Source organism: Ramlibacter sp. AN1133 (genome assembly GCF_037890035.1).
In the GTDB taxonomy this organism is placed as follows: Bacteria; Pseudomonadota; Gammaproteobacteria; order Burkholderiales; family Burkholderiaceae_C; genus Ramlibacter.
Genome location: NZ_JBBKTQ010000016.1, coordinates 54,728 through 79,374 on the forward strand (window position 1 = coordinate 54,728; position 24,647 = coordinate 79,374).

General features: G+C 71.2%; 23 protein-coding genes. 5 read left to right on the forward strand and 18 right to left on the reverse strand.

Annotated features, from left to right (window positions below):
• Positions 1-123 precede the first annotated feature (123 nt).
• Entirely contained in the window at positions 124-3,510 is a 3,387-nt protein-coding gene (locus WG923_RS20295; protein WP_340352810.1) for a beta strand repeat-containing protein, read from the reverse strand.
• A 203-nt stretch (positions 3,511-3,713) separates the two neighbouring features.
• Between WG923_RS20295 and WG923_RS20300 the strand changes: the two genes are divergently transcribed.
• Positions 3,714-4,664, forward strand: a complete 951-nt coding sequence (locus WG923_RS20300; RefSeq protein WP_340352811.1) for a GlcNAc-transferase family protein — start codon at positions 3,714-3,716, stop codon at positions 4,662-4,664.
• On the opposite strand, the gene WG923_RS20305 is transcribed toward WG923_RS20300, so the two are convergent.
• From WG923_RS20305 to tsaB, 3 genes are read right to left on the reverse strand one after another with little or no spacing between them, the layout of a single operon-like run.
• Positions 4,645-5,451, reverse strand: a complete 807-nt coding sequence (locus WG923_RS20305; RefSeq protein ID WP_340352812.1) for a uracil-DNA glycosylase — start codon at positions 5,449-5,451, stop codon at positions 4,645-4,647. The two genes, WG923_RS20300 and WG923_RS20305, sit on opposite strands and share 20 nt — an antisense overlap.
• On the reverse strand, positions 5,448-5,912 hold the full coding sequence (gene rimI, locus WG923_RS20310) for a ribosomal protein S18-alanine N-acetyltransferase (RefSeq protein ID WP_340352813.1): 465 nt from the start codon (positions 5,910-5,912) through the stop codon (positions 5,448-5,450). The genes WG923_RS20305 and rimI overlap by 4 nt, the downstream gene beginning before the upstream one ends.
• Positions 5,909-6,628, reverse strand: coding sequence for a tRNA (adenosine(37)-N6)-threonylcarbamoyltransferase complex dimerization subunit type 1 TsaB (gene tsaB, locus WG923_RS20315; RefSeq protein ID WP_340352814.1), 720 nt, complete (start codon positions 6,626-6,628; stop codon positions 5,909-5,911). The genes rimI and tsaB overlap by 4 nt, the downstream gene beginning before the upstream one ends.
• 56 nt (positions 6,629-6,684) lie before the next feature.
• On the opposite strand from tsaB, the gene dacB reads away from it, so the two are divergent.
• Together dacB and WG923_RS20325 are read left to right on the forward strand one after the other, a co-directional pair.
• Positions 6,685-8,079, forward strand: a complete 1,395-nt coding sequence (dacB, locus tag WG923_RS20320; RefSeq protein WP_340352815.1) for a D-alanyl-D-alanine carboxypeptidase/D-alanyl-D-alanine endopeptidase — start codon at positions 6,685-6,687, stop codon at positions 8,077-8,079.
• On the forward strand, positions 8,076-8,339 hold the full coding sequence (locus WG923_RS20325; RefSeq protein ID WP_340352816.1) for a SemiSWEET transporter: 264 nt from the start codon (positions 8,076-8,078) through the stop codon (positions 8,337-8,339). The genes dacB and WG923_RS20325 overlap by 4 nt, the downstream gene beginning before the upstream one ends.
• A 1-nt stretch (position 8,340) precedes the next feature.
• Here WG923_RS20325 and WG923_RS20330 read toward each other — a convergent pair whose 3' ends face one another.
• The 4 genes from WG923_RS20330 to purE all read right to left on the reverse strand — a co-directional run bounded on the left by WG923_RS20330 (position 8,341) and on the right by purE (position 12,071).
• Positions 8,341-9,333, reverse strand: coding sequence for an SGNH/GDSL hydrolase family protein (locus WG923_RS20330; RefSeq protein ID WP_340352817.1), 993 nt, complete (start codon positions 9,331-9,333; stop codon positions 8,341-8,343).
• A 71-nt stretch (positions 9,334-9,404) separates the two neighbouring features.
• The gene (locus tag WG923_RS20335; RefSeq protein ID WP_340352818.1) at positions 9,405-10,394 is read right to left on the reverse strand and encodes an L-threonylcarbamoyladenylate synthase; all 990 of its coding nucleotides are present in this window, start codon (positions 10,392-10,394) and stop codon (positions 9,405-9,407) included.
• 4 nt (positions 10,395-10,398) lie between these two features.
• Positions 10,399-11,553: a 5-(carboxyamino)imidazole ribonucleotide synthase gene (locus tag WG923_RS20340; protein ID WP_340352876.1), complete on the reverse strand. Its 1,155-nt coding sequence runs from the start codon at positions 11,551-11,553 to the stop codon at positions 10,399-10,401.
• Positions 11,554-11,555: 2 nt separating this feature from the next.
• Positions 11,556-12,071 carry a 5-(carboxyamino)imidazole ribonucleotide mutase gene (gene purE / locus WG923_RS20345; RefSeq protein WP_340352819.1) on the reverse strand — a complete coding sequence of 172 codons (516 nt, stop codon included), beginning with the start codon at positions 12,069-12,071 and terminating at the stop codon, positions 11,556-11,558.
• A gap of 56 nt (positions 12,072-12,127) precedes the next feature.
• Between purE and trxA the strand changes: the two genes are divergently transcribed.
• Positions 12,128-13,018, forward strand: coding sequence for a thioredoxin (trxA, locus tag WG923_RS20350; protein WP_340352820.1), 891 nt, complete (start codon positions 12,128-12,130; stop codon positions 13,016-13,018).
• Between the two features lie 141 nt (positions 13,019-13,159).
• Here the strand turns inward: trxA and WG923_RS20355 are convergent, their stop codons facing one another.
• The 9 genes from WG923_RS20355 to pyk form a co-directional block, all read right to left on the reverse strand.
• The gene (locus tag WG923_RS20355; RefSeq protein ID WP_340352821.1) at positions 13,160-13,576 is read right to left on the reverse strand and encodes a hypothetical protein; all 417 of its coding nucleotides are present in this window, start codon (positions 13,574-13,576) and stop codon (positions 13,160-13,162) included.
• A gap of 52 nt (positions 13,577-13,628) precedes the next feature.
• Positions 13,629-14,537, reverse strand: a complete 909-nt coding sequence (locus tag WG923_RS20360) for a phosphoribosylaminoimidazolesuccinocarboxamide synthase (protein ID WP_340352822.1) — start codon at positions 14,535-14,537, stop codon at positions 13,629-13,631.
• A 71-nt stretch (positions 14,538-14,608) separates the two neighbouring features.
• On the reverse strand, positions 14,609-15,673 hold the full coding sequence (fba, locus tag WG923_RS20365) for a class II fructose-bisphosphate aldolase (protein WP_340352823.1): 1,065 nt from the start codon (positions 15,671-15,673) through the stop codon (positions 14,609-14,611).
• Between the two features lie 115 nt (positions 15,674-15,788).
• On the reverse strand, positions 15,789-16,631 hold the full coding sequence (locus WG923_RS20370; protein ID WP_340352824.1) for a spore coat protein U domain-containing protein: 843 nt from the start codon (positions 16,629-16,631) through the stop codon (positions 15,789-15,791).
• Entirely contained in the window at positions 16,628-18,976 is a 2,349-nt protein-coding gene (locus WG923_RS20375) for a fimbria/pilus outer membrane usher protein (protein ID WP_340352825.1), read from the reverse strand. Before WG923_RS20375 ends, WG923_RS20370 begins: the two co-directional genes overlap by 4 nt.
• Before the next feature lie 23 nt (positions 18,977-18,999).
• The gene (locus tag WG923_RS20380) at positions 19,000-19,740 is read right to left on the reverse strand and encodes a fimbrial biogenesis chaperone (RefSeq protein ID WP_340352826.1); all 741 of its coding nucleotides are present in this window, start codon (positions 19,738-19,740) and stop codon (positions 19,000-19,002) included.
• A complete protein-coding gene (locus WG923_RS20385; protein WP_340352827.1) occupies positions 19,737-20,168 on the reverse strand; it encodes a hypothetical protein in 432 nt (143 codons plus the stop codon). Before WG923_RS20385 ends, WG923_RS20380 begins: the two co-directional genes overlap by 4 nt.
• 67 nt (positions 20,169-20,235) lie before the next feature.
• Positions 20,236-20,748 carry a hypothetical protein gene (locus tag WG923_RS20390; protein WP_340352828.1) on the reverse strand — a complete coding sequence of 171 codons (513 nt, stop codon included), beginning with the start codon at positions 20,746-20,748 and terminating at the stop codon, positions 20,236-20,238.
• Between the two features lie 255 nt (positions 20,749-21,003).
• Positions 21,004-22,437, reverse strand: coding sequence for a pyruvate kinase (gene pyk / locus WG923_RS20395; RefSeq protein WP_340352829.1), 1,434 nt, complete (start codon positions 22,435-22,437; stop codon positions 21,004-21,006).
• Positions 22,438-22,664: 227 nt separating this feature from the next.
• Here pyk and WG923_RS20400 point away from each other — a divergent pair, with 227 nt between their 5' ends.
• The gene (locus tag WG923_RS20400) at positions 22,665-23,315 is read left to right on the forward strand and encodes a hypothetical protein (protein ID WP_340352830.1); all 651 of its coding nucleotides are present in this window, start codon (positions 22,665-22,667) and stop codon (positions 23,313-23,315) included.
• A 12-nt stretch (positions 23,316-23,327) separates the two neighbouring features.
• On the opposite strand, the gene WG923_RS20405 is transcribed toward WG923_RS20400, so the two are convergent.
• The gene (locus WG923_RS20405) at positions 23,328-24,521 is read right to left on the reverse strand and encodes a phosphoglycerate kinase (RefSeq protein ID WP_340352831.1); all 1,194 of its coding nucleotides are present in this window, start codon (positions 24,519-24,521) and stop codon (positions 23,328-23,330) included.
• Positions 24,522-24,647 lie beyond the last annotated feature (126 nt).

Sequence of the window (24,647 nt, forward strand, 5' to 3'; positions counted from 1 at the left end):
CAGCAAGGCCCCCTGGAGAATCATTGTCGCGACGGCGGCTGCACCCCGTCGTTGCCTTTGCTTACGCAGTGTAGCGAGCGTCGGGCGCGGCGGGGTCGTGATTGCGACGACTTGACAGCCGACTCAGGGTTTGCACGTGTTGTCGGTGAGGACGATGTCGTCGCGGCCGTGGTCGCGGTCGCGCCGCCTCGGCGGTCGGCCCTGGTCGACCAGCCGGTCGAAGTCCTGCGCGAAGTCGGTCGTGAGGTCGAACACCTCGCGCACCTCCGGGCGGTCGAGTTGGCCGCCGTCCTCGACGACGGGCGGGGGAGGCGGCGGCGGTGGCGGAGGAGGCGGCGGGGGCGGCGGCGCGACGGCGGTGAGCAGCACGCGCGGCGCGGCCGTGCTGGCAACGACGCTCCCCACTCCGGCCGGACGCGTCGTGCCCGCAGCCTCGGTCACCTGCGGCGCGCTCGCCGCCGTGAGGCTCCCAGCCTGCAGCACGGCGACGCTGCCGCCCGGCGCGAGCGTGGCGGACGGCGCATACCGGACCTTCACGAAGCTGGTGTTGTCCGCCGTGGCCGAGCCGGATACCTTGAGCTGGTCGAAGGCCGCCGCGGACTGCAGGTCCACCGCGAGCGTCGAGCCCGATTGCATCACCAGGTTGCCTTCGAGCGACAAGGTGCCGATGCTGCCGTCGCCGCCGGGGGCGATGGTGCCCTTGTTGTCGATGGTGCCGGCGCCGTCGGCGACGCGGACGGTGCCGGTGCCGGCCAGCACGCCCGCGGCGAGATTGTTGAAGGGCCCGGCCAGCGCGGCGACGCTCGCCCCGGTGATGTTGACCAGCGCGCCGTTGTTCCAGGCGGCGTCGAGCGTGAAGTCGCCTTCGACCTCGACCGACGTCCCCGTCGCGGCGAAGGAGCCGGACGCGCCCTGGCCGCCCGCGAACAGCTGCGGCGTGCGCAGCCGCACGGCGCCGGCGTTGGCCGCCAGCGTGATCGCGCCGCCGGTGCCGCGCGGCCCGGTGCTGTCCGCCTCGCCGCCGCGCGCATCGAGCCGCAGGCTGCCGTCGAGGACCAGGTCGCCCGCCGTGCGCACGAGGTTGATGCTGCCGCCGGCCCCGGCGGCGGACTGCGCCGTCCCCATGCCGCCGAACACGTCGATGAAGGGGAGGGTGAAGCCGTCGCGCGCCTGCAGGGTGACGCTGCCGCCGCTGCCCGCCTGCGCGCCTGCGCCGCCGACGGCGCGGATGCCGGAGAGGGAATCCTGGGCTTCGGGAGCGAGCCCGCCGGCGATGGCGATGGTGCCGCCCGCGCGGAGGTCGACCGTGCCGCCATTGCCCGCCTGCGTGCTGCCGTTGCCGCCGTCGGCCAGGATGCCGAACAGCGCGCCATCCGCGCTCTGTGCCGTGACCGACACGTTGCCGGCGGCCGCGATGGTGACGCTGCCGCCCGCCCCGCCCGCCTGCGCGCCCACTCCGGTAATGCCGTTCTCGGAATCGAAACCGGTCCCGCCGCTGGCGAAGACACCCGCCAGCGAGACGCTGCCGCCCTGGGACGCAACGTCCACGGCGCCGCCGGCGCCGCCGGTGCCGCCGGCGAGTTCGGGACTGCTGAAGGCCGCCAGGCCGCCGCTGACGTCGATCAGGCGCGCCGTGAGGTCGCCGCCGGCCTGCAGCGACACGCGCCCACCTGCACCGGCGATGCCTTCGCTGCCGAAATCGGAGGCCGTGCCGCCGCCGGCCAGGATGTCGCCCAGCGTGAGCAGGCCGGTGGCCTTCGCGCTCACCGTGCCGCCTGCCCCGCCGGTCAGCCCGTTGCCGCCGGCCGCAAGGAGCAGGCCGGCGGGCATGCTGAGGTCGCCGCCGGTGGCAGAGAGGGTCAAGGTCCCCGCGTTGCCGCCGCCGGCGCTGCCCAGGCTGGCAGAGCCGCCGCTGACATCGACGACGCCACTGATCCCGGTCCCCAGGCTCGTGCCGGGGACGCTGCCGCCGGTGCTGCCCAGGCTCGGGTCGGGCACGGTGCCGTTCATCGTGATGGAACGCGCCTCCACCAGGACGGAGCCTCCCTTGCCGCCCTTGGGCCCGGGCGCGGTGGACCCGCCGAACGCCTCGCCGCCGCGTGCCGACAGGAACTTGGGCAGGAAGACCTCCTGGCCGGCAATGACGACGGTTCCGAAGATCAGCCCGGTCAGCGTGACGCTGCCGGCGCCCGCGCTGCTGCCCAGGGCCCGCAGGGTGATGCTGCCGCCGTCGCCCCCGCTGGCGCCCAGGCCGCCTTCGGCGAGGATCCCGCCCAGGACGATGTTGCCGTCGGCCGATTCGACCTTGACGTCGCCGGCCCGCGCGCCGACGTCGCTGCAGCAGAACGGCGAAGCGCTCGCATCGATGGAGAAGCCGGAGATGTCCTTGCGTGCGCTCAGCGTCACGGTGCCCCCGGCCAGGCCGGAGAACGAGCCGCGCGAGTGGATGGAGCCGAACGCGAGCGAGCCGCCGCTGGCCGTGAGCGTGACGGCGGCCCCGGGCGCGAAATAGTTCCCCGCACCCGTGATGCTGCCGGTGGCGCTCACGTCGATGGTGCCCGGCGCGAACGTGCCGTCCTGGTTGAAGCGGGGAAAGGCGCTGACGAAGCCGTCGACCTGCGCGTCGCCGGCGCGCGCCTCCAGCCTCACCTTGCCACCCGCGGTGGACACGGTGTTGGCGCTGATGAATCCGCTGTGGGTCAGGCTGCCGGCGAACATCGCGACGGCATCGCCGCTGAGCGTGCCGAGGTTGATCGCCTCGCTGCCGGCGGGAAGGGTCATCACGATGCCTTCCAGGCCGGGACCGGTGACGTCGACGCTCTGGCCGGCCGCGAGCACGACCCTGCCGCCGTCCGTGCTGACGATCGCGCCGCCCGCCGGGTTGTCGGTCGTGCGGGCATCGACCTCGATATGCGGGCTGATCAGGATCACGTCGCCGGTGGCCGTGATCGCGCCGCGGACGAACAGCCCACCGGGCACGCCCCTCGCGGTGTCGACGCCGAAACGCATCCTGCCGTTGATCGCATCCGCATCCGTCATCCACAGCGTGGAAGCGGTGAAGGCCGCGGTGTCCACGGCGACGTTCGGGCCGATGGTGATGCCGGCCTGGTTCACCAGCACCAGCCTGCCGTTGGAGGACAGCCGCCCGTAGATCTCGGAAGGGCTGGCGGTCGTCACCACGCGGTTGATGGAGAGGCTGGCGGCATCCGGCTGCGTGAAGACGACTTGCGCCTGGCTTCCGATGGAGAACGACTTCCAGTCGATCACGGTGTGGGTGGTCGGCGCGCCAGCCGGCGTCCTGTGGTCGGTGACCACCGTCAGCACGGGATTGGTCGGCGTGCCCCCCGTCGTCGGCGTGGCGGTCCCCAGCCTCACCTGATCGAGCACAGGCACCGTCGTCGGCGCGGGCTGGGCCCAGGCGTAGGGGGGCATCGCGCAAGCGGCGGCGACCGCGAGCATCACCGCCGTCGGCCGGAAGCGCCGGTCGGACCTGGTCGAAATGCTGGCCATGTTCTTCTCCTGCTGCCGCCCGCATTGTCCTCGCGCCGACGGCTTCGTGCCCTCGCTGAACCCGCCTGCCGCCTCCGCCTTGCGGACGATGCGCGGCCTGCCCTCTGTGGAGTTCGACGGTAGCACGGCGCCAGAACGGTCCGCAATGCCACCGGTGACGGATGCCTGTGGCGCCGTTGATAACATGGCGTGACAAAGTTGCCATGCGCCTGTTCGTCAGCATCGCGTCGTATTGCGATCCGGTCCTTGCCTTCACGCTGCGGCGCGCGGTGGCGGCGGCGGCCGATCCCCGGCGGCTGCACTTCGGCGTCGTGGACCAGTCGCCGGCGGGCACGCCGCGCGTGGCGCATCCGGGCGGCGGCTGCCGGCTGTCGCAGGTGCGACTCGGCGTCGAGGATGCGCGCGGCCCGTGCTGGGCGCGCGCGATCGCGATGTCGCTGCACGAGGGCGAGGAATGGTTCCTGCAGCTCGATGCGCACATGGACTTCGATGCGGGCTGGGACGAGCGCCTGGTCGCCGCCGCCCGCGCGCTCGGCGCGCCGGGCCGCCCGCTCGCGATCTCCACCTATCCGGCGGCGTTCCGGCTGGTGCAAGGCGGGGTCGTGCGCGACACGCTCACGCGCGGCGTGCTCGCGCAGGTCGTGAAGCCCGGCGCGTCGTTCGAGGCCGGGCATCCGGTGCTGCCCTTCCAGGCCCATCCGGTGGACACGGACGCGCCGCTGCCGGCCTTCCACGTCGGCGCCGGCTGCCTGTTCGCGCCGGGGCGCATCGTGCAGCAGTTCCCGTACGACCCCTGGCTGTACTTCCACGGCGAGGAACAGGCGCTGGCGCTGCGCCTCTACACGCACGGCTGGGACGTGTTCCACATCCCCGACCTGCCGATCCACCACCAGTACAACGAGCCGGGGCCCGACGCGCCGGCGCGGCCCCTGCACTGGGATGCCGCGCACGACGCGGACCGCGAGGTGGACTGGTGGACGCGGGAGCGGCACTCGCGCGCGCGGCTGGCGCGGCTGGTCGCGGGGAAGGACCTGGGCGTGTACGGGCTCGGCGCGATGCGCACGCTGGCCGACTTCGCGGCCTTCAGCGGGATCGATTACCGGGCCCGCACGATGGGGCCGCAGGCCTACCTGCCTATGCGAGCCCGCGCATGACGCTCTGCGCCAGGCACAGGTCGGCCCAGGCCTTGGCCTTGTCCGGCAGGTTGCGCAGCAGGTAGGCGGGGTGGTAGGTGACCACCAGGGGCACGTCGTTGTAGCGATGCACGCGCCCGCGCAGCTTGCCCACGGGCTCGGTGGTCTGCAGCAGCGTCTGTACGGCGAAGCGGCCCATGGCCAGGATGATCTTCGGCCGCAGCAGTTCGACCTGCCGGCGCAGGAAGGGCTCGCACTGCGCGATCTCCTCCGGCAGGGGATTGCGGTTGCCGGGCGGCCGGCACTTGAGCACGTTGGCGATGTACACGCCCTGCCCGCGGCGCACGCCCAGCGCCGCCAGCATGTTGTCCAGGAGCTTGCCGGCCTGGCCGACGAAGGGTTCGCCCTGCAGGTCCTCCGTCTCGCCGGGCGCCTCGCCGATCACCATCCAGTCGGCCTGCAGGTCGCCGACGCCGAAGACGGTCTTCGTGCGGCCTTCGCACAGGCGGCAGGCGCGGCACTCGGCCACCGCGCCGGCCAGCGCTTCCCATTCCATGCCGGCGACGCCGGGGATGCGCTGGCGCAGGGGGGCTTCGGCGATGGCGGGTGCCTGGCGCTGCGGCGGGGCAACGGGCTCGGGTGGGCGGGCTCGCACGGGGGCTTCGGCGATCGGCGCCACCTGCGTCGGCGCCAGCTGCACGGGCTGCTCCGCAGGCGCTTCCTCGCGCACCTCCGCCGCGGGCCAGAACAGCTCGATGCCGATCTCGCGCAGCATTCCCCGCTGCCTGTCGCCGAGGTCGAGGCTCACAGCTTGTAGCTCATGACGATCGCGTCCTCGCGCCCATGGTCCGCCGGGTAGTAGTTCTTGCGTTCACCCACCCGCCGGTAGCCATAACGTTCGTACACGTCCTGCGCGCGCTCGTTGCTCGTGCGCACTTCCAGCCAGACCCAGTGGGCGTTCTGGGCCCGCGCCCACAGCGAGATCGCATCCAGCATCACGCGGCCCCAGCCCTGCCCCTGGAAAGGCACGTCCACGGTGATGTTCAGCAGGTGCACCTCGTCCACGCCCAGCATGGCGACGAAGTAGCCGATCACCACGTCGCCCGCGCACAGCAGCTGGGCCTGGTAGCCAGAACGCAGGGAATCCGAGAAGTTGCCGCGCGTCCACGGGTGGCCGTAGGCGCGCCGCTCGATGGCCACGACCTCGTCGAGCCTCAGGTCGGTCATGGGTTCGAAACCCGCTTCGACGGTCTTGAATACGGCGCTCATGAAGAAGAATCCGCCGCGGCGCGGCGCAGGTCCTTGCGCGCCCGCTCGGCGGCGCGCTCTTCCGTAGTTTGCGCCACTTTGTCGCGGATGTAGAGCGGAAGGGCTTGCGCCGCCTCGTGCGGGCGGCCATCCGCCAGCGCCGCGGGGGCCAGGCGCAACACGGCGCGGGCCGTGGGCTGCGCCGCCACCCGCGCGGCCGCGGCTGGCAGGCGTTCGCCATGCAGGTCCAGCACGTTGCCGGCGATGGCCCAGCCCGGGGGCACCTGCGCGTCCTCCGGCCGGCCGAGCGCGGGAGGCGTCCGGGTCACCCAGGCCTCGCCCACGCGCTCGTAGGCGGCGAAGTACACCTCGCCCATCCGGGCGTCCAGCATGGCGACGACCTGGGTCACGCCGGCAAGGCCGTGCGCTTCCTCCGCGATGGCCAGCAGCGTGCCGATCGGCAGCACGGATACGCCGGCGCCGAAACCGAGGCCCTGCGCGACCGCCGCGGCCGTGCGCAGGCCGGTGAAGGAGCCCGGCCCGTGGCCGAAGGCGATGGCGTCCAGCGCCTGCAAGGCTAGGCCCGAGCGCGCCAGCAGGTCCTCGATGGCCGGGATCAGCGTGGCCGAAGCCTGGGCGCCGCCCGGCCCGGTGAACTCCAGCAGCGGCCGGCCCGGCCCGCTCGCGAGGGCGATGGACAGGGTTTCGGTGCTGGTGTCGAAGGCGAGCAGTTTCAAGTGGATCCCGTGCGGTGCGCCATTATCGAAGCTTCGCCGAACCCATAATGGCGCGCATGCCGCGCTGGTTCCGCCTCGCCTGCTGCCTGCTCGCCTGGGCGGGTGCGCAGGCGCTGGCCCAGCCGTTGCCGCCGGAGATCGAGGCGGTGCTGGCGCAGGGCGAGCTGCCCCGCGATGCGGTCACGGTGCTGGTCGCGCCGGCCGAAGGCGGGCCACCCCGCATCGCCCACCGCATCGACGCGCCGGTCAATCCCGCCTCGATCGCCAAGCTGGCCACCACCTTCGCGGCGCTGGAGCTGCTGGGGCCCACCTTCACCTGGACGACGCCGGTCTACTTCGACGGCCCGGTGCGCGACGGGGTGCTGCAGGGCAACCTGGTGATCAAGGGCCAGGGCGACCCGAAGCTCGTGATCGAGCGGCTGTGGCTGCTGCTGCACCAGGTGCAGTCGCTCGGGGTGCGCAGCATCGCCGGCGACATCGTGCTCGATCGCAGCGCCTTCGCCCTGCCGCCGCACGACCCGGCCGCCTTCGACGGCCAGCCCCTGCGCCCCTACAACGCCAGCCCGGACGCGCTGCTGGTGAACTACAAGGCCGTGACGCTGACCATCACGCCCGCCAACGGCGCCGCGCGCGTGCGCGCCGACCCGCCGCTCGCCGGCGTGCAGTGGCCGGCCGCGGTGCCTCTCGCCACGGGCACCGACTGCGGCGACTGGATCACGGCGCTGGCCGCGGACTTCAGCAACCTCTCGCAGGTCCGCTTCGCCGGCCGCTTCCCCGCTTCCTGCGGCGAACGGGTCTGGCAGCTCGCCTTTCCCGACCCCGCCGGCTACACGCTGCGGGCGGTGGCCGCCATGTGGCGCGACATGGGCGGACAGCTGCGTGGCGGCGTGCGCGACGGCAGCGTGCCGCCAGCATCGAAGCCCGCGTTCGAGTTCGCCTCGCCGCCGCTCGCCGAGGTGGTGCGCGACATCAACAAGTACAGCAACAACGTGATGGCGCAGCAGGTCTTCCTGACGCTGAGCCTGCAGCAGCGCGGCACCGGCACCTTCGAGGGCTCGCGCGAGGTGCTGCGCGCCTGGTGGCGCGATCGCTTCGGCAGCGAACCCCCGGTGACGGAGAACGGTTCGGGCCTGTCGCGCTTCGAGAGCATGACGGCGCGCCAGCTCGGGGCCTTGCTGCAGGCCGCCTGGGTGTCGCCGCTGATGCCGGACCTGGCCGCTTCGCTGCCCGCGCTGGGTCTGGACGGCACCCTGCGCCGGCAGCGCCAGAACGTCGGCCTGGCGCACCTGAAGACGGGCAGCCTCAACGAGGTGTCGGGGGTCGCCGGCTACGTGCATGGCGCCAACGGCCGCCGCTGGATCCTGGTGGCGATCGCCAACCATCCCCGCCGCGCCGGCGTGATCCGCAACGCCGCGCAGGCCCTGGTCGAATGGGCGGCACGGCTGCCATGAGCGCCACGGAGGCGATCGGGTACGCGGCGGCGTTCCTCACGACCTGCAGCTTCGTGCCGCAGGCCTGGCTGACCTTCCGCACGCGCGACGTGCGCGGGATCTCGCTGGGCATGTACGGCGTCTTCACCCTCGGCGTCGGCCTGTGGCTGCTGTACGGCCTCATGATGGCCGCGTGGCCGATCGTGATCGCCAACGCGATCACCTTCGCCCTGGCCGGCGGGATCCTGCTGATGAAGATCGCCTACGGCCAGGGAAAGTGAGTTACCAGCGCTCGCGGATGCGGTTGAAGGCGAAGTCGCCGAAGATCACGTGGCCGCGCGGCGTGGGATACACGCGGTCGGCGAACAGGAACTTGTTGTAGTCCGCGCCCGCCGTGACCGTGGCCGGCGTGCACAGGTTGGAATTGACCTGGCCCGCGCCGGTCCCGATGCCCGGGCCGGGATCCACCGAGGTGCACACCACCGTATTGGCGTTCGTGAGTTCGAAACCGCTGGAGCCCGGGTTGGCCGTGACCAGGTTGTATTCGAGCGCGGCGTCGATGTAGAGCACGGTCGCGCCGAGGTCCACCATCGAGATCAGCAGCCGCTCGTTGAAGCTGCGCGGCTGGTTGGCGCCGGTATTGCCGGACACCGCGCTCAGGCGCTCCAGCAGGGCGGCCCGGCCCGTTTCCACCGCCCAGGCCGAGCGGCCCAGGTTGTAGGGCCCCACCACGGCGACGTGCTTCGCGCCCGCGTTCACCAGCCGGCGCACCTGCGCGGCGAGTTCGTCGGCGGCCTGCTGCACGTTCTGCTGCGCCTGCGCTTCGCTGATGGTGCCGTCCATCGCGGCCTTCGCCTGGACGATCACGTCCGAGGTGCCGGCGCTCACCAGGACCAGGTCGTTCCCGGTCAGCGTGTTCGAGCCGAGGAAGGCATCGATCTGCTGCGTGACCGAGGGCGTGCCGGTGTTGCCGGCCGCGTCCGTCGTCGCCGTCACGCGCGCATTGCCACGCGCGAAGGACAGGCCACCGCTGGCACTGGCGGCCAGCGGCAGGCCGAAGCCGTTGGCGACGAACTGGGTCCAGTTGTTGACGGCGCTGTCGTTGACCGTGAAGCGTCTCCCGTTCTGGCCGAGGTCGGCCATCGCATCGCCGAAGGCGACGACGCGGGTGGGAACGAAGCTGGAAACGATCGAGCCGCCGCCGCAGGCGGCGAGCAGCAGGGCGCTGGCGCAGGCGGCGATCAGCCACGGGCGACGCAACCACTGAGTTGCCATGGAAATCTCCGATGAAACCGGCGAGTGTACCGAGGGCGGGTAAACCGCTCGTAAGGGAGCAGGAACGCGGCTCAGCCGGCCGCCGCTCGCCGCAGGCGATCGCGCACGCCCTCCCATTCGGGCGCCTCGGGCGGCGCCTCGACCCAGATCAGCTTGACGCCGGCGGCGTCGAACTCGCGCAGCACCGCGAACAGCTGGCGCGCCGTCTCCGCGGCGTCGTCGGGCATGCGCCGGTAGTGCGGCGTGCGGGTGCGCAGCGTGCTGCGCGCGTACACCGCGACGGCGGCGGCGTCGGAGCCGAGCACGTCCAGCGCGGTCTGCAGCGCCCGGGCGTCCATCAGGCGCACCCGCGCATTCGGCGCGTAGTGGGAAGCCAGCGTGCCGGAGGCGCGGGGGGCCGCCTCGGCGCGTTCCTCGGGCAGCCACACGCGCTCGCCGCAGGCGGCCTCGATCTGCGCGCGTGCCAGGGTGCCGGGGCGCAGCAGCACCGGCACGCCGCGGCTGCAGTCCACGATCGCCGACTCGATGCCCACCGTGGTGGGCCCGCCATCGAGCACCAGCAAGTCGGCGCCGAATTCGCTCGCGACGTGCGCCGCCGTGGTGGGGCTCACGCGGCCGAAGCGGTTGGCGCTCGGCCCGGCGACGCCGAACACCGGTGGCGTCGCGCGCGCGGCGGCCAGGAGCAGCGCGTGGGCGACGGGATGCTGCGGGCAGCGCAGGCCGATCGTGTCCTGCCCGCCGGCGGCGGCGCGGCCCGTCTCGGGGCGGCGCGGCAGGATCAGCGTGAGCGGGCCGGGCCAGAAGGCGTCCATGAGGCGCTGCGCCACGGGCGGGATGCTGGCGGCGAAGCGGCCCGCGGCCGCGGCGTCGGGCACGTGCACGATCAGCGGATGGTCGCTCGGGCGGCCCTTGGCGGCGAAGATGCCGGCCACCGCTTCGTCGCTGCCCGCGTCGGCGCCCAGGCCGTACACGGTCTCGGTGGGGAAGGCCACGAGCCCGCCTGCGGCGAGCACGCGCGCCGCTTCGGCGATGGAGCTGTCCTGCCGGCCGTCGAGGATCATGGATTCAGAAAGCCTCGATGCCCAGGCGCTGCGCCGCATCGAGCGCGGTCTCGCGCACGGAGGCGGCGGTGGGGCCGGTGAGCGTGAGGTGCCCCATCTTGCGTCCGGGCCGCGCCTCGGTCTTGCCGTACAGGTGCAGGTGGGTGCCGGGCAGGGTCAGGACGCTCGCCCAGTCGGGCGTCCGCGCGTTCGCCGCGCCGGCGGGGAACCACAGGTCGCCCAGCAGGTTCAGCATCAGCGCCGGGCTGTGCTGGCGCGGCTGCACCAGCGGCAGGCCGGCCAGGGTGCGCACCTGCAGCTCGAACTGCGAGACGTCCGCGCCTTCGATGCTCCAGTGGCCGCTGTTGTGCGGCCGCGGCGCCATCTCGTTGACCACCAGCGAGCCGTCCTCCAGCCCGAAGAACTCGATGCACAGCACGCCGACGTACTGCAGGCCTTCGGCGATGGCCTTGGCCGCCTCGATGGCGCGCAGGCCGAGGGCGGCCGGCACGCACTGCTCGTGCACCTCGGTGACGGCGAGGATGCCGCCGCGATGCAGGTTGCGCTGCACCGGCAGGTGCACCATCACGCCGTCGGCGCCGCGCGCCACGACCACCGAGCATTCGAAGGCCAGCGGCAGCATCTTCTCCAGCACGCAGTCGGCGCGCTTGAGGCTCTCCCACGCGGCGGGCAGGTCGGCGCGCGAGGTGACGCGCACCTGCCCCTTGCCGTCGTAACCGAGGCGCGCCGTCTTCAGGATGCCGGGGAAGAGCTCGTCGCCGATGGCCGCAAGCTGGTCCTCGCCCGTGATCACCGCGTGCGGCGCGCACGGCACGCCGCAGCGCGTGAAGTGCGCCTTTTCCTCGGCGCGGTCCTGCGCGATGGCGACGGCGGCGGCCGCCGGCGACACGGGCCGGTGTTCGGCCAGCCGGGCCAGCGCCGCGGCGGGCACGTTCTCGAATTCGGTCGTGATCGCGTCGCTGTGGCCGCACAGCTTCGCGAGCCCCAGCTCGTCGAGGTAGTCGCTGCGCACGTGCCAGTGGCTCACGCGGCCGGCGGGGCTGCTCTCGTCGGGATCGAGCACCGCGGTGAAGTAGCCCATGCGCTGGGCGGCATGCACGAACATGCGACCGAGCTGGCCGCCGCCCATCACGCCCAGGGTGGCACCCGGAAGCACCATGGTCATGCGGGATCCCTGGGCGGCGGCAGCGTCATCGAGCGGGCGGCCTCGGTCTGCTGCTGGCGGAAGGCCTCCAGCTTCGTGCGCAGGGAGGCATCCTCGCAGGCGAGCATCGCGACCGCGAACAGCGCCGCGTTCGCCGCGCCGGCCGCGCCGATGGCGAAGGTGGCGACGGGAATGCCCTTGGGCATCTGGACGATGCTGTGCAGCGAATCGACCCCCTGCAGGTGCCGGCTGGCCACCGGCACGCCCAGCACCGGCACCGTCGTCTTGGCGGCCAGCATGCCCGGCAGGTGCGCCGCGCCGCCGGCCCCGGCGATGATCGCCCTGAGCCCGCGGCCCGCGGCCGCCTCGGCATAGGCGAACATGTCGTCCGGCATGCGGTGGGCGGAGACCACCTTCGCCTCGTGGGCGATGCCGAAATCCTGCAGGATCTGCACCGCGTGCTGGAGGGTCTCCCAGTCGCTGCTGGAGCCCATCACGACCCCTACCGTCACGCCGCTTGCGCTCTTGTCCATAGAATTCCTGCAAAGAACCCCGAATTTTACTTTTTGACAGCGGAGGGACCCCGGCCATGATCGACGTCACCATCGAGAACTTCGAACAGGAGGTGATCGCCGCCTCGCTGAAGCAGCCCGTGCTGGTGGATTTCTGGGCGCCCTGGTGCGGCCCGTGCAAGTCCATCGGGCCGATCCTGGAGAAGCTGGAAACCGAATACGCCGGCGCCTTCAAGCTGGCCAAGGTCAACTCCGACGAGGAGCAGCAGCTGGCCGGCGCCTTCGGCATCCGCAGCATACCGACCATCGTCCTGATGAAGAACGGCCAGCCGGTCGACGGCTTCATGGGCGCGCTGCCCGAAGGCAAGGTGCGTGAATTCCTCGACAAGCACGTGCAGGCGCTGGAAGGCGAGCAGGAGGAGGAGGAACCGTTGCCGGAGGAGCCCGCCGACGCCGACCCCGCGGCGCAGCTGGAAAAGCTGCAGCACGCGGTGGCCACCGACCCGGCCAACGACGACGCGCGCTTCGACTACGTCAAGGCGCTGCTGCTGGCCGGCCGCGAGGCGGATGCGCGGCGCGCCTTCGAGCCGGTGGCGAACAAGGCCGGCGTCTCGCGCCGCCTCGATGCGCTGGCGCGCTGGTTCGACGCCCTCTCCTTTGCCGTGCAGCACCAGTCACCCGCCGACCTGGACGCGAAGATCGCCGCCAACCGGCGCGACTTCCAGGCCCGCTTCGACCGCGCGCGGCTGCTGGTGGCGCAGCAGCGCTGGACGGCGGCGATGGACGAGCTGCTGGAGATCCTGATGCGCGACAAGGCGTGGAGCGAGGACCTGGCGCGCAAGACCTACATCGCGATCCTGGAGATCATCGAGCCGCCGAAACCGAAGGTGGCCGAAGGCCAGGTGCCGCCGGAGGACGCGACGGTGGCGACGTACCGGAGGCGGTTGTCTTCGGTCGTGCTGTCGTGAGCGGAACGGCGGCACGGCGTCGGTAGGCTGGCGGTGAGCCGCGCCAGCGCGCGAACCCCAGCGCTGGGGTTCCCGCGCTTCGCGCGTCACCACCAGCCTACGCTTGAGCCGCTCCGCGCGTCATCCCGGCCTGCGGAATGCCTAGCGCGTCACGCTCACCACCCGCTCCGCCGGAACCCGCACCCGCAGTTCCACCAGCTCGCCGCCCGTGCGCAGCTTGGGGAAGCTCACGCCTTCCACTTCCACCACGCCGCGCGAAAGCGCGGGCACCGGCGTCTTGCGGCCGGCCGCTTCGCTGTCGCCACTCGCCAGCGGGCGGTCGCCGTCACAGCGGGACAGCAGCGCCGGGCGGGCGAGGTCCGCGCTCTTGACGGCGGCGAGCGACTGCCGGTCGGCGCGCGCGATCACGCGGCCATCGGCGCCCCGCATCTGCACCGCCTGCAAGCGCGGCGCCCAGTGGCCGTCGCTGACACGGCCGGCGACGATGCACTGGGCGTCGCCTTGCGCCAGTGCAGGCGCGGCGACTACCGCGAAAAGGAGCAGGAGGGCAGGCTTCATCGGGGCAGCATAGCGCCCGCGGGCGCGCGCCGGCGCGCCCTTTACACGCGAATCAGGGCGCGGTGAGCCGCTCCAGCGCCTCGCGGTACTTGGCGGCGGTCTTCTCGATCACCTCGCGCGGCAGGCGCGGGGCGGGCGGCGTCTTGTCCCAGGGATGGCCGTCGATCTTCACGCTCTCCAGCCAGTCGCGCACGAACTGCTTGTCGTAGCTGGGCGGGTTCTCGCCGGCGGCGAAGGCGGCCTGGTAGCCCTCCACCGGCCAGTAACGCGAGGAGTCCGGCGTGAGCACCTCGTCCATCAGCACCACCCGGCCCTGCGCGTCGAGGCCGAACTCGAACTTCGTGTCCGCGATGATCAGGCCCTTGGTGAGCGCGAAGTCCGCCGCTTCCCGGTAGATGCGGATGCTCAGGTCGCGGATCTGCTGCGCGAGCTGCGGCCCGATCATCTCCACGACCCTGTCGTAGCTGATGTTCTCGTCGTGCCCGCTCGCCGCCTTCGCCGCCGGCGTGAAGATCGGCTCGGGCAGCTTGCTCGCGTTCTTCAGGCCCGCCGGCAGCGGCACGCCGCACACCGACTGCGTCTGCTGGTACTCCTTCCAGCCGCTGCCCGCCAGGTAGCCGCGCACGACCGCTTCCACCAGGATGGGCTTCAGGCGCTGCACCAGCATCGAGCGGCCCTGCACCTGCGGCACTTCGGACGGCGTGACCACGCTTTCGGGGGCCTCGCCGGTGAGGTGGTTGGGGCAGATGTGACCGAGGCGCGCGAACCAGAACAGCGCCATCTTCGTCAGGATCTCGCCCTTGCCCGGGATCGGCTCGCCCATGATCACGTCGAAGGCCGAGAGGCGGTCGCTCGCCACCATCAGGATCCGGTCGCTGCCGACGGCGTAGTTGTCGCGCACCTTGCCGCGGGCGAGCAGGGGCAGCGAGGTGATGTTGGAAGTGTGCAGGGCGGTGGGCATGGCTGGATCCGAAAGAAAACGGCCCGCAGCGCGGCGGGCCGTCCATTATCGCAAGCGGGTGGAACCCGGGCCTACTTCACGACCTGCGCCAGCTCGCCCTTCGCGTACTTCGTGGCCACCACCTGCAGCGGCTGGGCCTTGATTTTGGCGGCCTGGCCTTCGCAGCCGAACTCGAGGTAGCGCTGCTTGCAGATCTGCCTGGCGGCTTCCCGCGCGGGCTTCATCCAGTCGCGCATGTCGAACTTCTCGGGGTTCTCGGCCATGAACTTGCGCACCGCCCCCGTCATCGCCAGGCGGATGTCGGTGTCGATGTTGATCTTGCGCACGCCGTGCTTGATGGCTTCCTGGATCTCCTCCACCGGCACGCCGTACGTTTCCTTCATGTTGCCGCCGTACTGGCGGATGATCGCCAGCAGCTCCTGCGGCACCGAGGAGGAGCCGTGCATCACCAGGTGCGTGGTCGGGATGCGGCGGTGGATCTCCTTGATGCGGTCGATCGCCAGGATGTCGCCCGTGGGCTTGCGCGAGAACTTGTAGGCGCCGTGGCTGGTGCCGATGGCGATGGCCAGCGCGTCCAGCTGCGTCTTCTCGACGAAGTCGGCGGCCTGCTCCGGGTCGGTCAGCAGCTGGTCGCGCGTCATCGTGGCCTCGGTGCCGTGGCCGTCTTCCTTGTCGCCGCGCATCGTCTCCAGCGAGCCCAGGCAGCCGAGCTCGCCCTCGACGGTCACGCCGAGCTTGTGCGCCATCTCCACGACCTTCTTCGTCACGTCGACGTTGTAGTCGTAGCTGGCGATGGTCTTGCCGTCGGATTCGAGCGAGCCGTCCATCATCACCGAGGAGAAGCCCAGGTCCATCGCGCCCTTGCACACGTCCGGGCTCTGGCCGTGGTCCTGGTGCATCACCAGCGGGATCTGCGGGTAGGCCTCCAGGGCGGCCTGGATCAGGTGCTTGATGAAGGACTCGCCGGCGTACTTGCGGGCCCCGGCGCTCGCCTGCAGGATGACGGGGGCGCCCACTTCCTTGGCCGCTTCCATCACGGCCTGGACCTGTTCGAGGTTGTTGACGTTGAAGGCCGGAATGCCGTAGCCGTTGGCGGCGGCGTGGTCCAGCAGTTCGCGCATGGAGACGAGGGGCATGGCAGTTCCTGGGGATGGACGACGATGGAGCGGACGGTCGCTGTAACCGTGCGGTAACCGGACGATTCTACCGGCTGAGCCCCTGCCGTCGGCACTGCGGAACGTCAACCCCGCGTCAATATGTGATCGTCAGCGTGTGGGTGCGGGTGGCGTTGCAGCTGCCGCTCGGGCAGGTCCCGGCCTGCCCCGCCGGGATGGTCGCGGTGACGGTGTGCGTCTGCGGCGCGCCGATGCCGTTGGGCGCCGTGGCGCTGAGGCTGAGCACGTAGCGCAGGCCATTGAGCACCCCTTCGGGCACGTCGGTGCCGAGCGTGTAGGGCATGCCGCTGGTGCAGTTCACGCCGATCGTCGTGCTGCCGGCTACCTGCGCCCCGAACGCTGCGTAACTCAGGCTGATGTTGCCGGGCGGCGAGGTCACGGTGCACAGTGCCGGCGCGTAGATGTTGACCGCGACGGTGCCGGGCAGCGTCTGGTTGCCGCCGTACGTGAGCGTGAGGCCGACGCTGTCGGCGTACACGCCGCTGCTCGGAGCCGCCTGCGCGCTCACGATGCAGGCCCAGAAGCTGGTCTGCTTGGTGATCGGCCCGGTCGCGCCCGCCGGCCACGTGATCGTGTCGGAGACGGTCATGCCCCCCTTCCACTGGGTCCCGCAGGTGGAGGCGGTGAAGAAGTCGTAGCGGATGGTGGAGCCGCTCGCGTGCGTGGCCTTGTTGTTCACGCCGCTCGGATTGCCGCCGTTGTCGGCCTTGACCGAATAGCTCACCGACGTGGGGTCGCCCGTGTTGCGCGTGCAGGTGACGGCGAACACGGCCTGCAGCGTGGCCAGGGTGTTGGGCTGGTAGTTGATCGACACGCCCGGCGACGCGAGGCTGGTGCAGGTGATCGCCGCCCGGGCCGCACCCGGCAGCACCAGCAAGGCGAGCAACGCCGGCAGGATGCGCAGCCACACTGTCTTCATCGCGTACTCCTGCATGGCACCGGGCCGATGCGCAGCACGTCGTCGTTCGCCGCGGGAGGCACCGCCAGCGCGAGGCTGCAGCGGCCGCCCGGCCAGTGCACGTCCAGGCGATTGGCGGCTTGCAGGCCCGTGACGAAGGCCTCGCCGCGGCGGCCGACATAGATCTCTTCCTTCTGGCCTTCGACCTGCACCTTGGCCCCGGCGGGCACGGGCTCCCCGTTCTCCTGCTGCATGCGCACCAGCGCGGCGCGCCCGCTGCGCACGGGAAAGTCCACCAGCACCGCGCTGCGCCAGGAGGGCACCACCACGCGCTCGATCGAATCGAGCTCGGCGCTGATCGGCAGGTCCTGGGCGTTCAGGCGCACCTGGTTGGACTGGTAGGGGCTCAGGTAGGGAAGGAAGGCCATCCCGTCCGCGTCCGTCTGCGTCATCGTCGTGGAACCGAGGCCGACGCCCACGCCGGGATACCCCTTGAGCGCGACGACCGCGAAGCTCTCTTCCAGCCTGCGGCTGAAGAAGACCCGACCGGCGGCGGCGGCCATGCCGCCGGAGGCGCCCAGGCGCAGCGACTGCTGCGAGGGCGAGGCGCTCACGTCGCCGTACACGCGCCCGCGCGTGCCGGCGAAGTCCACGCCTGCTTCGGCGTGCGCCTCCTCGTTGAGGCGGCCGCCCAGCACGCGCCAGCCCAGCTCGCCGGGTTCGCCCGGGAAGCGGGTGGCAGTGGCGTAGACGTCGTGCACGCTGCCGTGGCCGCTGTAGGCGAAGCTCGTGAAGCGGTGGTTGTCCAGCGGCACCTGCAGGGTCACGCCGAAGGAGGTGCCGCCACCGGCCCCCAGCACCTTGCTCAGGTTGCCGTTGAGGCTGGCCGCGCTGTCGTCGAAGCGGTAGCCGAAATTGAAGCCGACCGTCGTCACGGCCGCGGCGTCGTGCCGTTCGATGCGCGCGAAGCCGATGCCCAGCGAGGTGTTGCCGAACTGGCGCGTGAGGTTGGCGGCCAACTGCGCGCGGGTGGGGAACTGCAGGTCCGACAGGCCCAGCTCGCGGTAATCGCGGCTGGCGCCCGAGGCCTGCACGGTGAGCGCCGCCTGCAGCCACTGGCGCTCGAACGCCAGCAGCCAGAAGCCGCCGTCGCCGACGCGGTCGTTCATGCTGCGCGCGAAGGCGCCGCGCACCAGCAGGTCACCGGGCAGCGCCGCGATCGCGCCGGCGCCCAGCGTGCGCTGCGCCCGCGTCGCTTCGGCGCGCCCTTCGAGGGTGAGCCAGGGCCGCACGCCACGGCGCCAGGTGCCGGCGGCGAAGGGTTGGCCGTAGTCCGCGCTGGCAAGCCCCAGGTTCTCGCGCAGGAAGCCCGCCTCGACGCTCCAGTCGTCCAGCCCCGGCGCCAGCAGTTGCACGCTGGTGAAGAAAGGCTGCACGACCACGACCTCGCGTCCCAGCACGTCGCGCACCACCAGGCGTGCTTCGCCGCTGCCGGTGAGCCCCAGGTTGTTGTCGACGACGAAGGGGCCCGCCGGCACCTGCGACACCTTGCGCAGGACGTCGTTCACGTACAGCTCCACCGTCGAAGGCGCCGCCGAAACCCCGGACAGCAGCGGCAGCGGCTGCGTGATGAAGCCCGGCGTGAGCCCGTAGTTGGTGCCGAACTGCAGGCCGCCGAAATAGACGTTGCGGCCCCACAGGCCCGCGCGCGTGCTGCTGTCGCCCAGGCGCAGCGACAGGTTGCGCTCGGGAAGGTGGTGCGTGAAGGTGGACTCCAGCCGCACGGCCTGCGCCGCCTGCCCCGGCAGGCCACCGGCCAGGTTGCGCCCGACCTCGCTGGTGGTGAAGACGCCCCAGGGGCCGGAGGCGCCCAGTTCCAGGAGGGCGCCCAGGTCCGTGACGCCCGGGCTGCCGCGATGCTCGGAACGCTGCAGGTTCAGGTCGTAGTTCAGGAACAGCGTCGGCAGCACGGGGCTGGGCCTGGGCTTGAGCAGCTCGCGCTCCATCACCAGGCGCGTGCCGGTGAAGGCGTCGGGCGAAAAGGAGAGTTCGACGGTCAGCGTCGAATAGTTGATGCGCGCGCCGTAACCGGCGAAGGCGGCCAGCGGATAGAAGTCGTTGCCGCGCACGCGGACCGGAAGGGTGTCGGCCGGCAGCCGCAACCGCCATTCCTCGATCGCGTCGGCGCCGGCGAACAGCGCGCCCTGCCGCTCGACGAAGGGCCAGGTGCCCACGCGGTCGCCGTTGACCGTCGCTTCCAGCGGCACGATGCGGTCCTGCACCGGTGCCGTGCCGGCGGGCGTTTCAGGTCGCGTCGCCTGTGCCCCGGCGCCGGTCGCGAGGGTCTGCATGAGGGCGATCGCCATGGCCGTGCATACCCTCGTGAGGCTCATTCCGGCAATGTGGCGTCGAATGCCTGCAGGCTGCCGTCGTCCAGCGCCACCTGCAGCTTGACCTTGCCGGGGAGGATGCGTCCGTCCGCGGCGCGGATGTCGAACGAGCGGCGCACCGAGGGCAGCAGGTAGCCGCCGGAATCGCGCGCCGCCACCTTGGTGCCGCGGGCGTCGAGCACCTCCAGCGCGCGGACCTGCGCATAGGCGTTGCCGCCGTTGCTGCAGACGGCACGCACCAGGTCAGGCGCCGCGCGCTCGAGGTCGCACTGCAGGTCGCGCTTGACGCCCGGCGGGCTGATGAACACCGGCAGCGAGAAAGCCAGCGCCACCTGCAGTTGCAGCTTGTCGGTGGTGCGCGCCTCCGGCACCTCGCGCATCACGAGGCGGTACGTCTGCTGCATGCCGCCCGGCGGCGGCGACAGGCGCGCGAGCCGCACCACCTGGCGCGCGCGCGGCGCGAGCTTCATGATGGGCGGGGTGAGGATCAGGTCCTCCGTGAGCTGCAGGTCGTCCGAGCCGTCCGGCCGCTGTTTCCACACGTACAGGTCCGCCTGCATCACGACTTCCTCGTCGCTGTCGTTCGTGACCGTGACCGCCACGGCGCGGTCCTTGGTGGTCATGAAGATGCGCACGGGCGTGATCGTGAACTGGGCCGCCCCGGCCGGCAGCGCGCAGGCAGCGAGGAGGAGGAGCGCGGGAAGGTAGTGCTTCTTCATCGGGACGGCTGTGGGACTCACCAGGAAAAGGTCATTTCGACGTACTCGCGCCCGCCGGCGACCACCCGCCGCGAGGAGCGCTCGCTCCAGGCGATGGGGTTGCTCTCCAGCCAGGCGTAGTAGTTCTCCGCGCCCACTTCGACCATTTCGCCCGCCACCCGCACCGGCGTTTCGCTGCGCAAGTACAGCGCGCCGGCCGGCTGGCGCGGATCGCCGCCGGAGGCCGAACCCACGGAGCCGACCACGGTCGGCCTGCAGGTCAGCTGGGGCGCACCGAGCTCGGTACTGGCGCTGCAGCTGCCGGGGGCTTCCGGCAGCACCTGGATGGTGATGCGGAAGCCGGCGCCTGCCTCACCGGCCCGCGAAGGCAGGCCAGCGAGACAGGCGGCGGCGAGGAGCCACGCCGCCAGTGAAGATGCCCGGGCAGCAGGGGAGGTCATGGAACGCACGGTGACGATCATGATGTGCGGCCACGGCCCCGCTGTTGATGCCGAGCATGAAACGGGTTCAGCCGCTTCAGTACGAGATCGTGAGCACGCGCACGTGCGTGCCCGACCCGCTCGCGCCGTTGCCGGCCTGATCGCCTGCGATGTCGGCGTTGATGCTGACCGTGTACTGGTCGGCCGTGCCGTCGCTGCCACCCGTGCCACCGGCGCCGGCGGCGGCGGCCGTTCCGGTCGTGCTCTTGGCGCTGCTGCCCGACAGGGTGTAGCGGATGCCGCTGATCACGCCTTCGCCGGTGATGGCCGCGCCCACGGCGCCGGCCGCCGAGCCGGTCTGGGCGGCGCCCGTGTTGTCGAACTTGAAAGTCGGTGCCAGGCCGCGGCTGCACTTGAACACCGTGCTGGTGCTCTTGGTATCGGCGACGCCGAAGGCGGCATAGGTGAACGCCATGTCCGTCGCGGGCGTCAGCACCTGGCAGGCGCCGGTGAAGTTGACCGAGACGTTGAAGTTATTGGTCACGTCCACTGCGTAGGCAGCGCTGGAAGCGAACAGGACGGCCAAGGCGATGAGATTGAGCTTTTTCATACCAACGACTCCTTTGCGTAGAGCCACCAGGTACTGCAATCGGGTTAAGGGAAATCACCCTGGTGTTGCTACGAATTTAGTCGGTGCTGAAACGTCTTGCAACATCTCGTGTCAGCAAAATCAAAGACTTACGGCGACAGGCGGCCGGATTCGCGTCTTTCGTCACGGCCGCTGGGCCGGCGGGAACCGGATCGGTGATGGGCGGCGCACGGGGTCCGACGAACGCGCTTGGCGGCGCGTCGCGTTTCGGTGCGCTCAGGCGGCGCGGACGATCTTCAGCATGTTGGTGCCGCCGGGGGCGCCCATCGGCTCGCCGCAGGTGATCGCGTAGATGTCACCGGAGGCGACGATGCCGCGGCTCTTGAGGTGCTCCTCCGCCTGGGCGAGCGCCGTGTCGCGGTCCGCGCTCTGGTCCATGAGCAGGGGACGCACGTTGCGGTACAGCGCCATGCGCCGCTGCGTGACCAGCTTGGGCGTGAGCGCGTAGATCGGGATGTGGATGCGGTGGCGGCTCATCCACAGCGGCGTGGAGCCGGAATCGGTGAGCGCGATGATCGCCTTGCATCCGAGGTGGTAGGCCGTGAACAGCGCGCCCATCGCGATCGACTGGTCGATGCGCGAGAAGGCCATGCCGGTGAAGTCGGCGTCGAGCTTCACGTCCTCCGCCATCTCGGCTTCCTCGCAGATGGCGGCCATCTGCTGCACCACTTCCACCGGGTACTTGCCGGTCGCCGTCTCGGCGCTGGTCATCACAGCGTCGGTGCCATCGAGCACCGCGTTGGCCACGTCGCTCACCTCGGCACGCGTGGGCACCGGCGCGGAGATCATGGACTCCATCATCTGCGTCGCGGTGATCACGACGCGGTCGTGCTCGCGCGCGAGCCGGATCATGCGCTTCTGCAGCGCCGGCACCGCGGCGTTGCCGACCTCCACCGCGAGGTCGCCCCGCGCGACCATGATGCCGTCGCTGGCCTTGAGGATCTGCTCCAGGTTCGGGATCGCCTCGGCGCGCTCGATCTTGGCGATCAGCGCGGGCTTGTGGCGGAATTCGGCCGCGGCCACGTTGCACAGCTGACGCGCCATCTCCATGTCGGTGGCGTTCTTGGGAAAGCTCACGGCAACGTAGTCGGCCTGGAAGCTCATCGCGGTGCGGATGTCCTCCATGTCCTTGGCCGTGAGCGCCGGCGCGGTCAGGCCGCCGCCCAGCTTGTTGATGCCCTTGTTGTTGGACAGCACGCCCCCGAGCTTGACCGTCGTGCGGATCTGGTCGCCCTTGACGGAGTCGACGGTCAGGACGATGAGGCCGTCGTTGAGGAGCAGGTGGTCGCCCGGCTTCACGTCGCGCGGGAGTTCCTTGTAGTCCAGGCCCACGCCGCCGATATCGCCGGGTGCATCGCGCCCCGCGTCCAGCACGAACTTCGTGCCCGCCTCGAGCATCACCTTGCCTTCGGCGAACTTGCCGACGCGGATCTTCGGCCCCTGCAGGTCGGCCATGATCGCGACCTCGCGGCCCGCCTTCTGCGCCACCTGGCGCACGAGTTCCGCGCGGGCGATGTGGTCCTGCGCGGTGCCGTGGCTGAAGTTCAGCCGCACCACGTTCACGCCGGCGCGGATCATGCGATCCAGCACGGCCGGCTCGCTCGACGCGGGGCCCAGGGTGACGACGATCTTGGTGGCGCGACGTGCCATGACAGGCGGTCTCCTCGTGACTCGGTTTTCGATTCTCACACGGAACCGGTTACGTACCGGGTACCAACGTACGAAGGACAGGCGGACGCGCAAGCACGACAGCCGGCGCGGCGTCGCCGTCCCTTACAAGGACCCGTGATTCCGTACCAACGACCCGTGCGAAGACGCTGGCGTTGTTGCGGCCGAGCAAGGTGGAATGCACGCATGGCTGACCTGGGAGGGTTGGAATGCACAAGGGCAGTACGTGCGACTTCGGCAAGCTGGTGGCGGTCGCCCTGCTGGCGCTGGGCCTGTTGCCGGCCCGCGCGCAGGACCAGCGGGGACAGGCCATGGACGCGGCGGTCGCCGACGGCGTGACCACGGCGGTCGGCCTGGCGGCCAGTGGCGGCCTGATCAATCCGTTGGGCCCGCTGCTGGCCACCGCGATGAAGGCCGTGACCTTCCATCGCGCCAGCACGCTGCCCGAAACCGAGCAGCCCGCGGCGTATGCGGCCGCCTCCGCCTGGTGGCAGGGCGGCACGGTCAGCAACGTCTGCATCACCGCCGCCTTCCTCACCGGCGGCGGCATCGCGCCGGCCTGCTTCGCCCTCGGCGCCGCGTGGGGCATGAAGACGTGGAACGACAGCGAGCACGAGCGCCGCTTCTGGGAGCGCTGCGAGATCGTGCGGCAGTTCGCGCAGCGCCAGCCGGTCAGGTGCGTCTATGGGCCGGCAGCGCGGGAAGCCGCGCTGCACGAGGCCGCGCCCAGGCAGGCCGCAGGCAGGAAGGCGCCGGCGAAGCCGCCGGCGCGCAAGCAGGAGCTGGTGCTCCAGGCCTTCGCGCCGGCAGCGGCGGCGCCGCCGGTGCTCGCCGCCCCGCACGAAGTCGAGGCGCCCTGAGCTCGCGCGCGCTCAGGACTTGGCGCGCTTTTCCAGGATCTCGAACGCCGGCAGCTTCTTGCCCTCCAGCACTTCGAGGAAGGCGCCACCGCCGGTGGAGATGTAGCCCACGTCCTTCTCGATGCCGTACTTGGCGATCGCGGCCAGCGTGTCGCCGCCGCCCGCGATGCTGAAGGCGCTGGAGTCGGCGATGGCGCGCGCGATGGTCTCCGTGCCCTTGGCGAAGGCATCGAACTCGAACACGCCCACCGGCCCGTTCCACACGATGGTGCCGGCGGCCTTGAGCTGCTTCGCCAGCCGCTGCGCGGTCTCGGGCCCGATGTCGAGGATCAGGTCGTCGGCGGCGACGTCCTGTGCCTTCTTCACGGTCGCCTGCGCGTCGGCGGCAAAGGTCTTGGCGACGACCACGTCGGTGGGGATCGGCACCTCGGCGCCGCGCGCCTTCATCGCCTGGATCACCGCCTTGGCCTCGTCGACCAGGTCGGCCTCGGCCAGCGACTTGCCGATCGGCAGGCCCTCGGCCAGCAGGAAGGTGTTGGCAATGCCGCCGCCCACGATCAGCTGGTCGACGTTCTTCGCCAGCGACTGCAGGATGGTCAGCTTGGTGGAGACCTTGGAGCCGGCGACGATGGCCACCAGCGGGCGCTTCGGGTTCGCGAGCGCCTGGGTGATGGCGTCGATCTCGGCGGCGAGCAGCGGGCCGGCGCAGGCCACCTTCGCGTATTCGGCGATGCCGTAGGTGGTGGCTTCGGCGCGGTGGGCGGTGCCGAAGGCGTCGTTGACGTAGATGTCGCACAGCGCGGCCATCTTCTTCGCCAGCTCGGGGTTGTTCTTCTTCTCGCCCTTGTTGACGCGGCAGTTCTCCAGCAGCACGACCTCGCCCTGCTGCACGTCCACGCCGTCCACCCAGTCCTGCTTCAGCGTCACGGGGCGCCCCAGCAGCTCGGACAGGCGCGTGGCCACGGGCGCGAGCGAATCCTCCGGCTTGAGTTCGCCTTCGGTCGGGCGGCCCAGGTGCGAGGTGACCATCACGGCGGCGCCGCCGGCCAGCGCCAGCTCGATGCAGGGGACCGAGGCGCGGATGCGCGTGTCCTCGGTGATGTTGCCGGCGTCGTCCTGCGGCACGTTCAGGTCGGCGCGGATGAAGACGCGGCGGCCGCGGGCGCGGCCTTCGTCGCAGAGGTCGGAGAAGCGCAGGACGTTCATGGCTTGCTTTTCTGTGGAGGGGGAACCCGCCATTCTAGGAATGTGGTCGCGGCTGGTATTGACGTAGGCTGGCGCTGGAGCGATAGCGAAAGCCCAGCGATGCGCGAAGCGCTGGGCTTTCGCTAG

Excerpts from the sequence above, each read along its gene's own strand:
- WG923_RS20295 (WP_340352810.1), bottom strand. The coding sequence starts at position 3,510 with ATGGCCAGCATTTCGACCAGGTCCGACCGGCGCTTCCGGCCGACGGCG.
- WG923_RS20300 (WP_340352811.1), top strand. The coding sequence starts at position 3,714 with ATGCGCCTGTTCGTCAGCATCGCGTCGTATTGCGATCCGGTCCTTGCC.
- rimI (WP_340352813.1), bottom strand. The coding sequence starts at position 5,912 with ATGAGCGCCGTATTCAAGACCGTCGAAGCGGGTTTCGAACCCATGACC.
- dacB (WP_340352815.1), top strand. The coding sequence starts at position 6,685 with ATGCCGCGCTGGTTCCGCCTCGCCTGCTGCCTGCTCGCCTGGGCGGGT.
- WG923_RS20325 (WP_340352816.1), top strand. The coding sequence starts at position 8,076 with ATGAGCGCCACGGAGGCGATCGGGTACGCGGCGGCGTTCCTCACGACC.
- WG923_RS20330 (WP_340352817.1), bottom strand. The coding sequence starts at position 9,333 with ATGGCAACTCAGTGGTTGCGTCGCCCGTGGCTGATCGCCGCCTGCGCC.
- WG923_RS20335 (WP_340352818.1), bottom strand. The coding sequence starts at position 10,394 with ATGATCCTCGACGGCCGGCAGGACAGCTCCATCGCCGAAGCGGCGCGC.
- WG923_RS20340 (WP_340352876.1), bottom strand. The coding sequence starts at position 11,553 with ATGGTGCTTCCGGGTGCCACCCTGGGCGTGATGGGCGGCGGCCAGCTC.
- purE (WP_340352819.1), bottom strand. The coding sequence starts at position 12,071 with ATGGACAAGAGCGCAAGCGGCGTGACGGTAGGGGTCGTGATGGGCTCC.
- trxA (WP_340352820.1), top strand. The coding sequence starts at position 12,128 with ATGATCGACGTCACCATCGAGAACTTCGAACAGGAGGTGATCGCCGCC.
- WG923_RS20355 (WP_340352821.1), bottom strand. The coding sequence starts at position 13,576 with ATGAAGCCTGCCCTCCTGCTCCTTTTCGCGGTAGTCGCCGCGCCTGCA.
- WG923_RS20360 (WP_340352822.1), bottom strand. The coding sequence starts at position 14,537 with ATGCCCACCGCCCTGCACACTTCCAACATCACCTCGCTGCCCCTGCTC.
- fba (WP_340352823.1), bottom strand. The coding sequence starts at position 15,673 with ATGCCCCTCGTCTCCATGCGCGAACTGCTGGACCACGCCGCCGCCAAC.
- WG923_RS20370 (WP_340352824.1), bottom strand. The coding sequence starts at position 16,631 with ATGAAGACAGTGTGGCTGCGCATCCTGCCGGCGTTGCTCGCCTTGCTG.
- WG923_RS20375 (WP_340352825.1), bottom strand. The coding sequence starts at position 18,976 with ATGGCGATCGCCCTCATGCAGACCCTCGCGACCGGCGCCGGGGCACAG.
- WG923_RS20390 (WP_340352828.1), bottom strand. The coding sequence starts at position 20,748 with ATGAAAAAGCTCAATCTCATCGCCTTGGCCGTCCTGTTCGCTTCCAGC.
- pyk (WP_340352829.1), bottom strand. The coding sequence starts at position 22,437 with ATGGCACGTCGCGCCACCAAGATCGTCGTCACCCTGGGCCCCGCGTCG.
- WG923_RS20400 (WP_340352830.1), top strand. The coding sequence starts at position 22,665 with ATGCACAAGGGCAGTACGTGCGACTTCGGCAAGCTGGTGGCGGTCGCC.
- WG923_RS20405 (WP_340352831.1), bottom strand. The coding sequence starts at position 24,521 with ATGAACGTCCTGCGCTTCTCCGACCTCTGCGACGAAGGCCGCGCCCGC.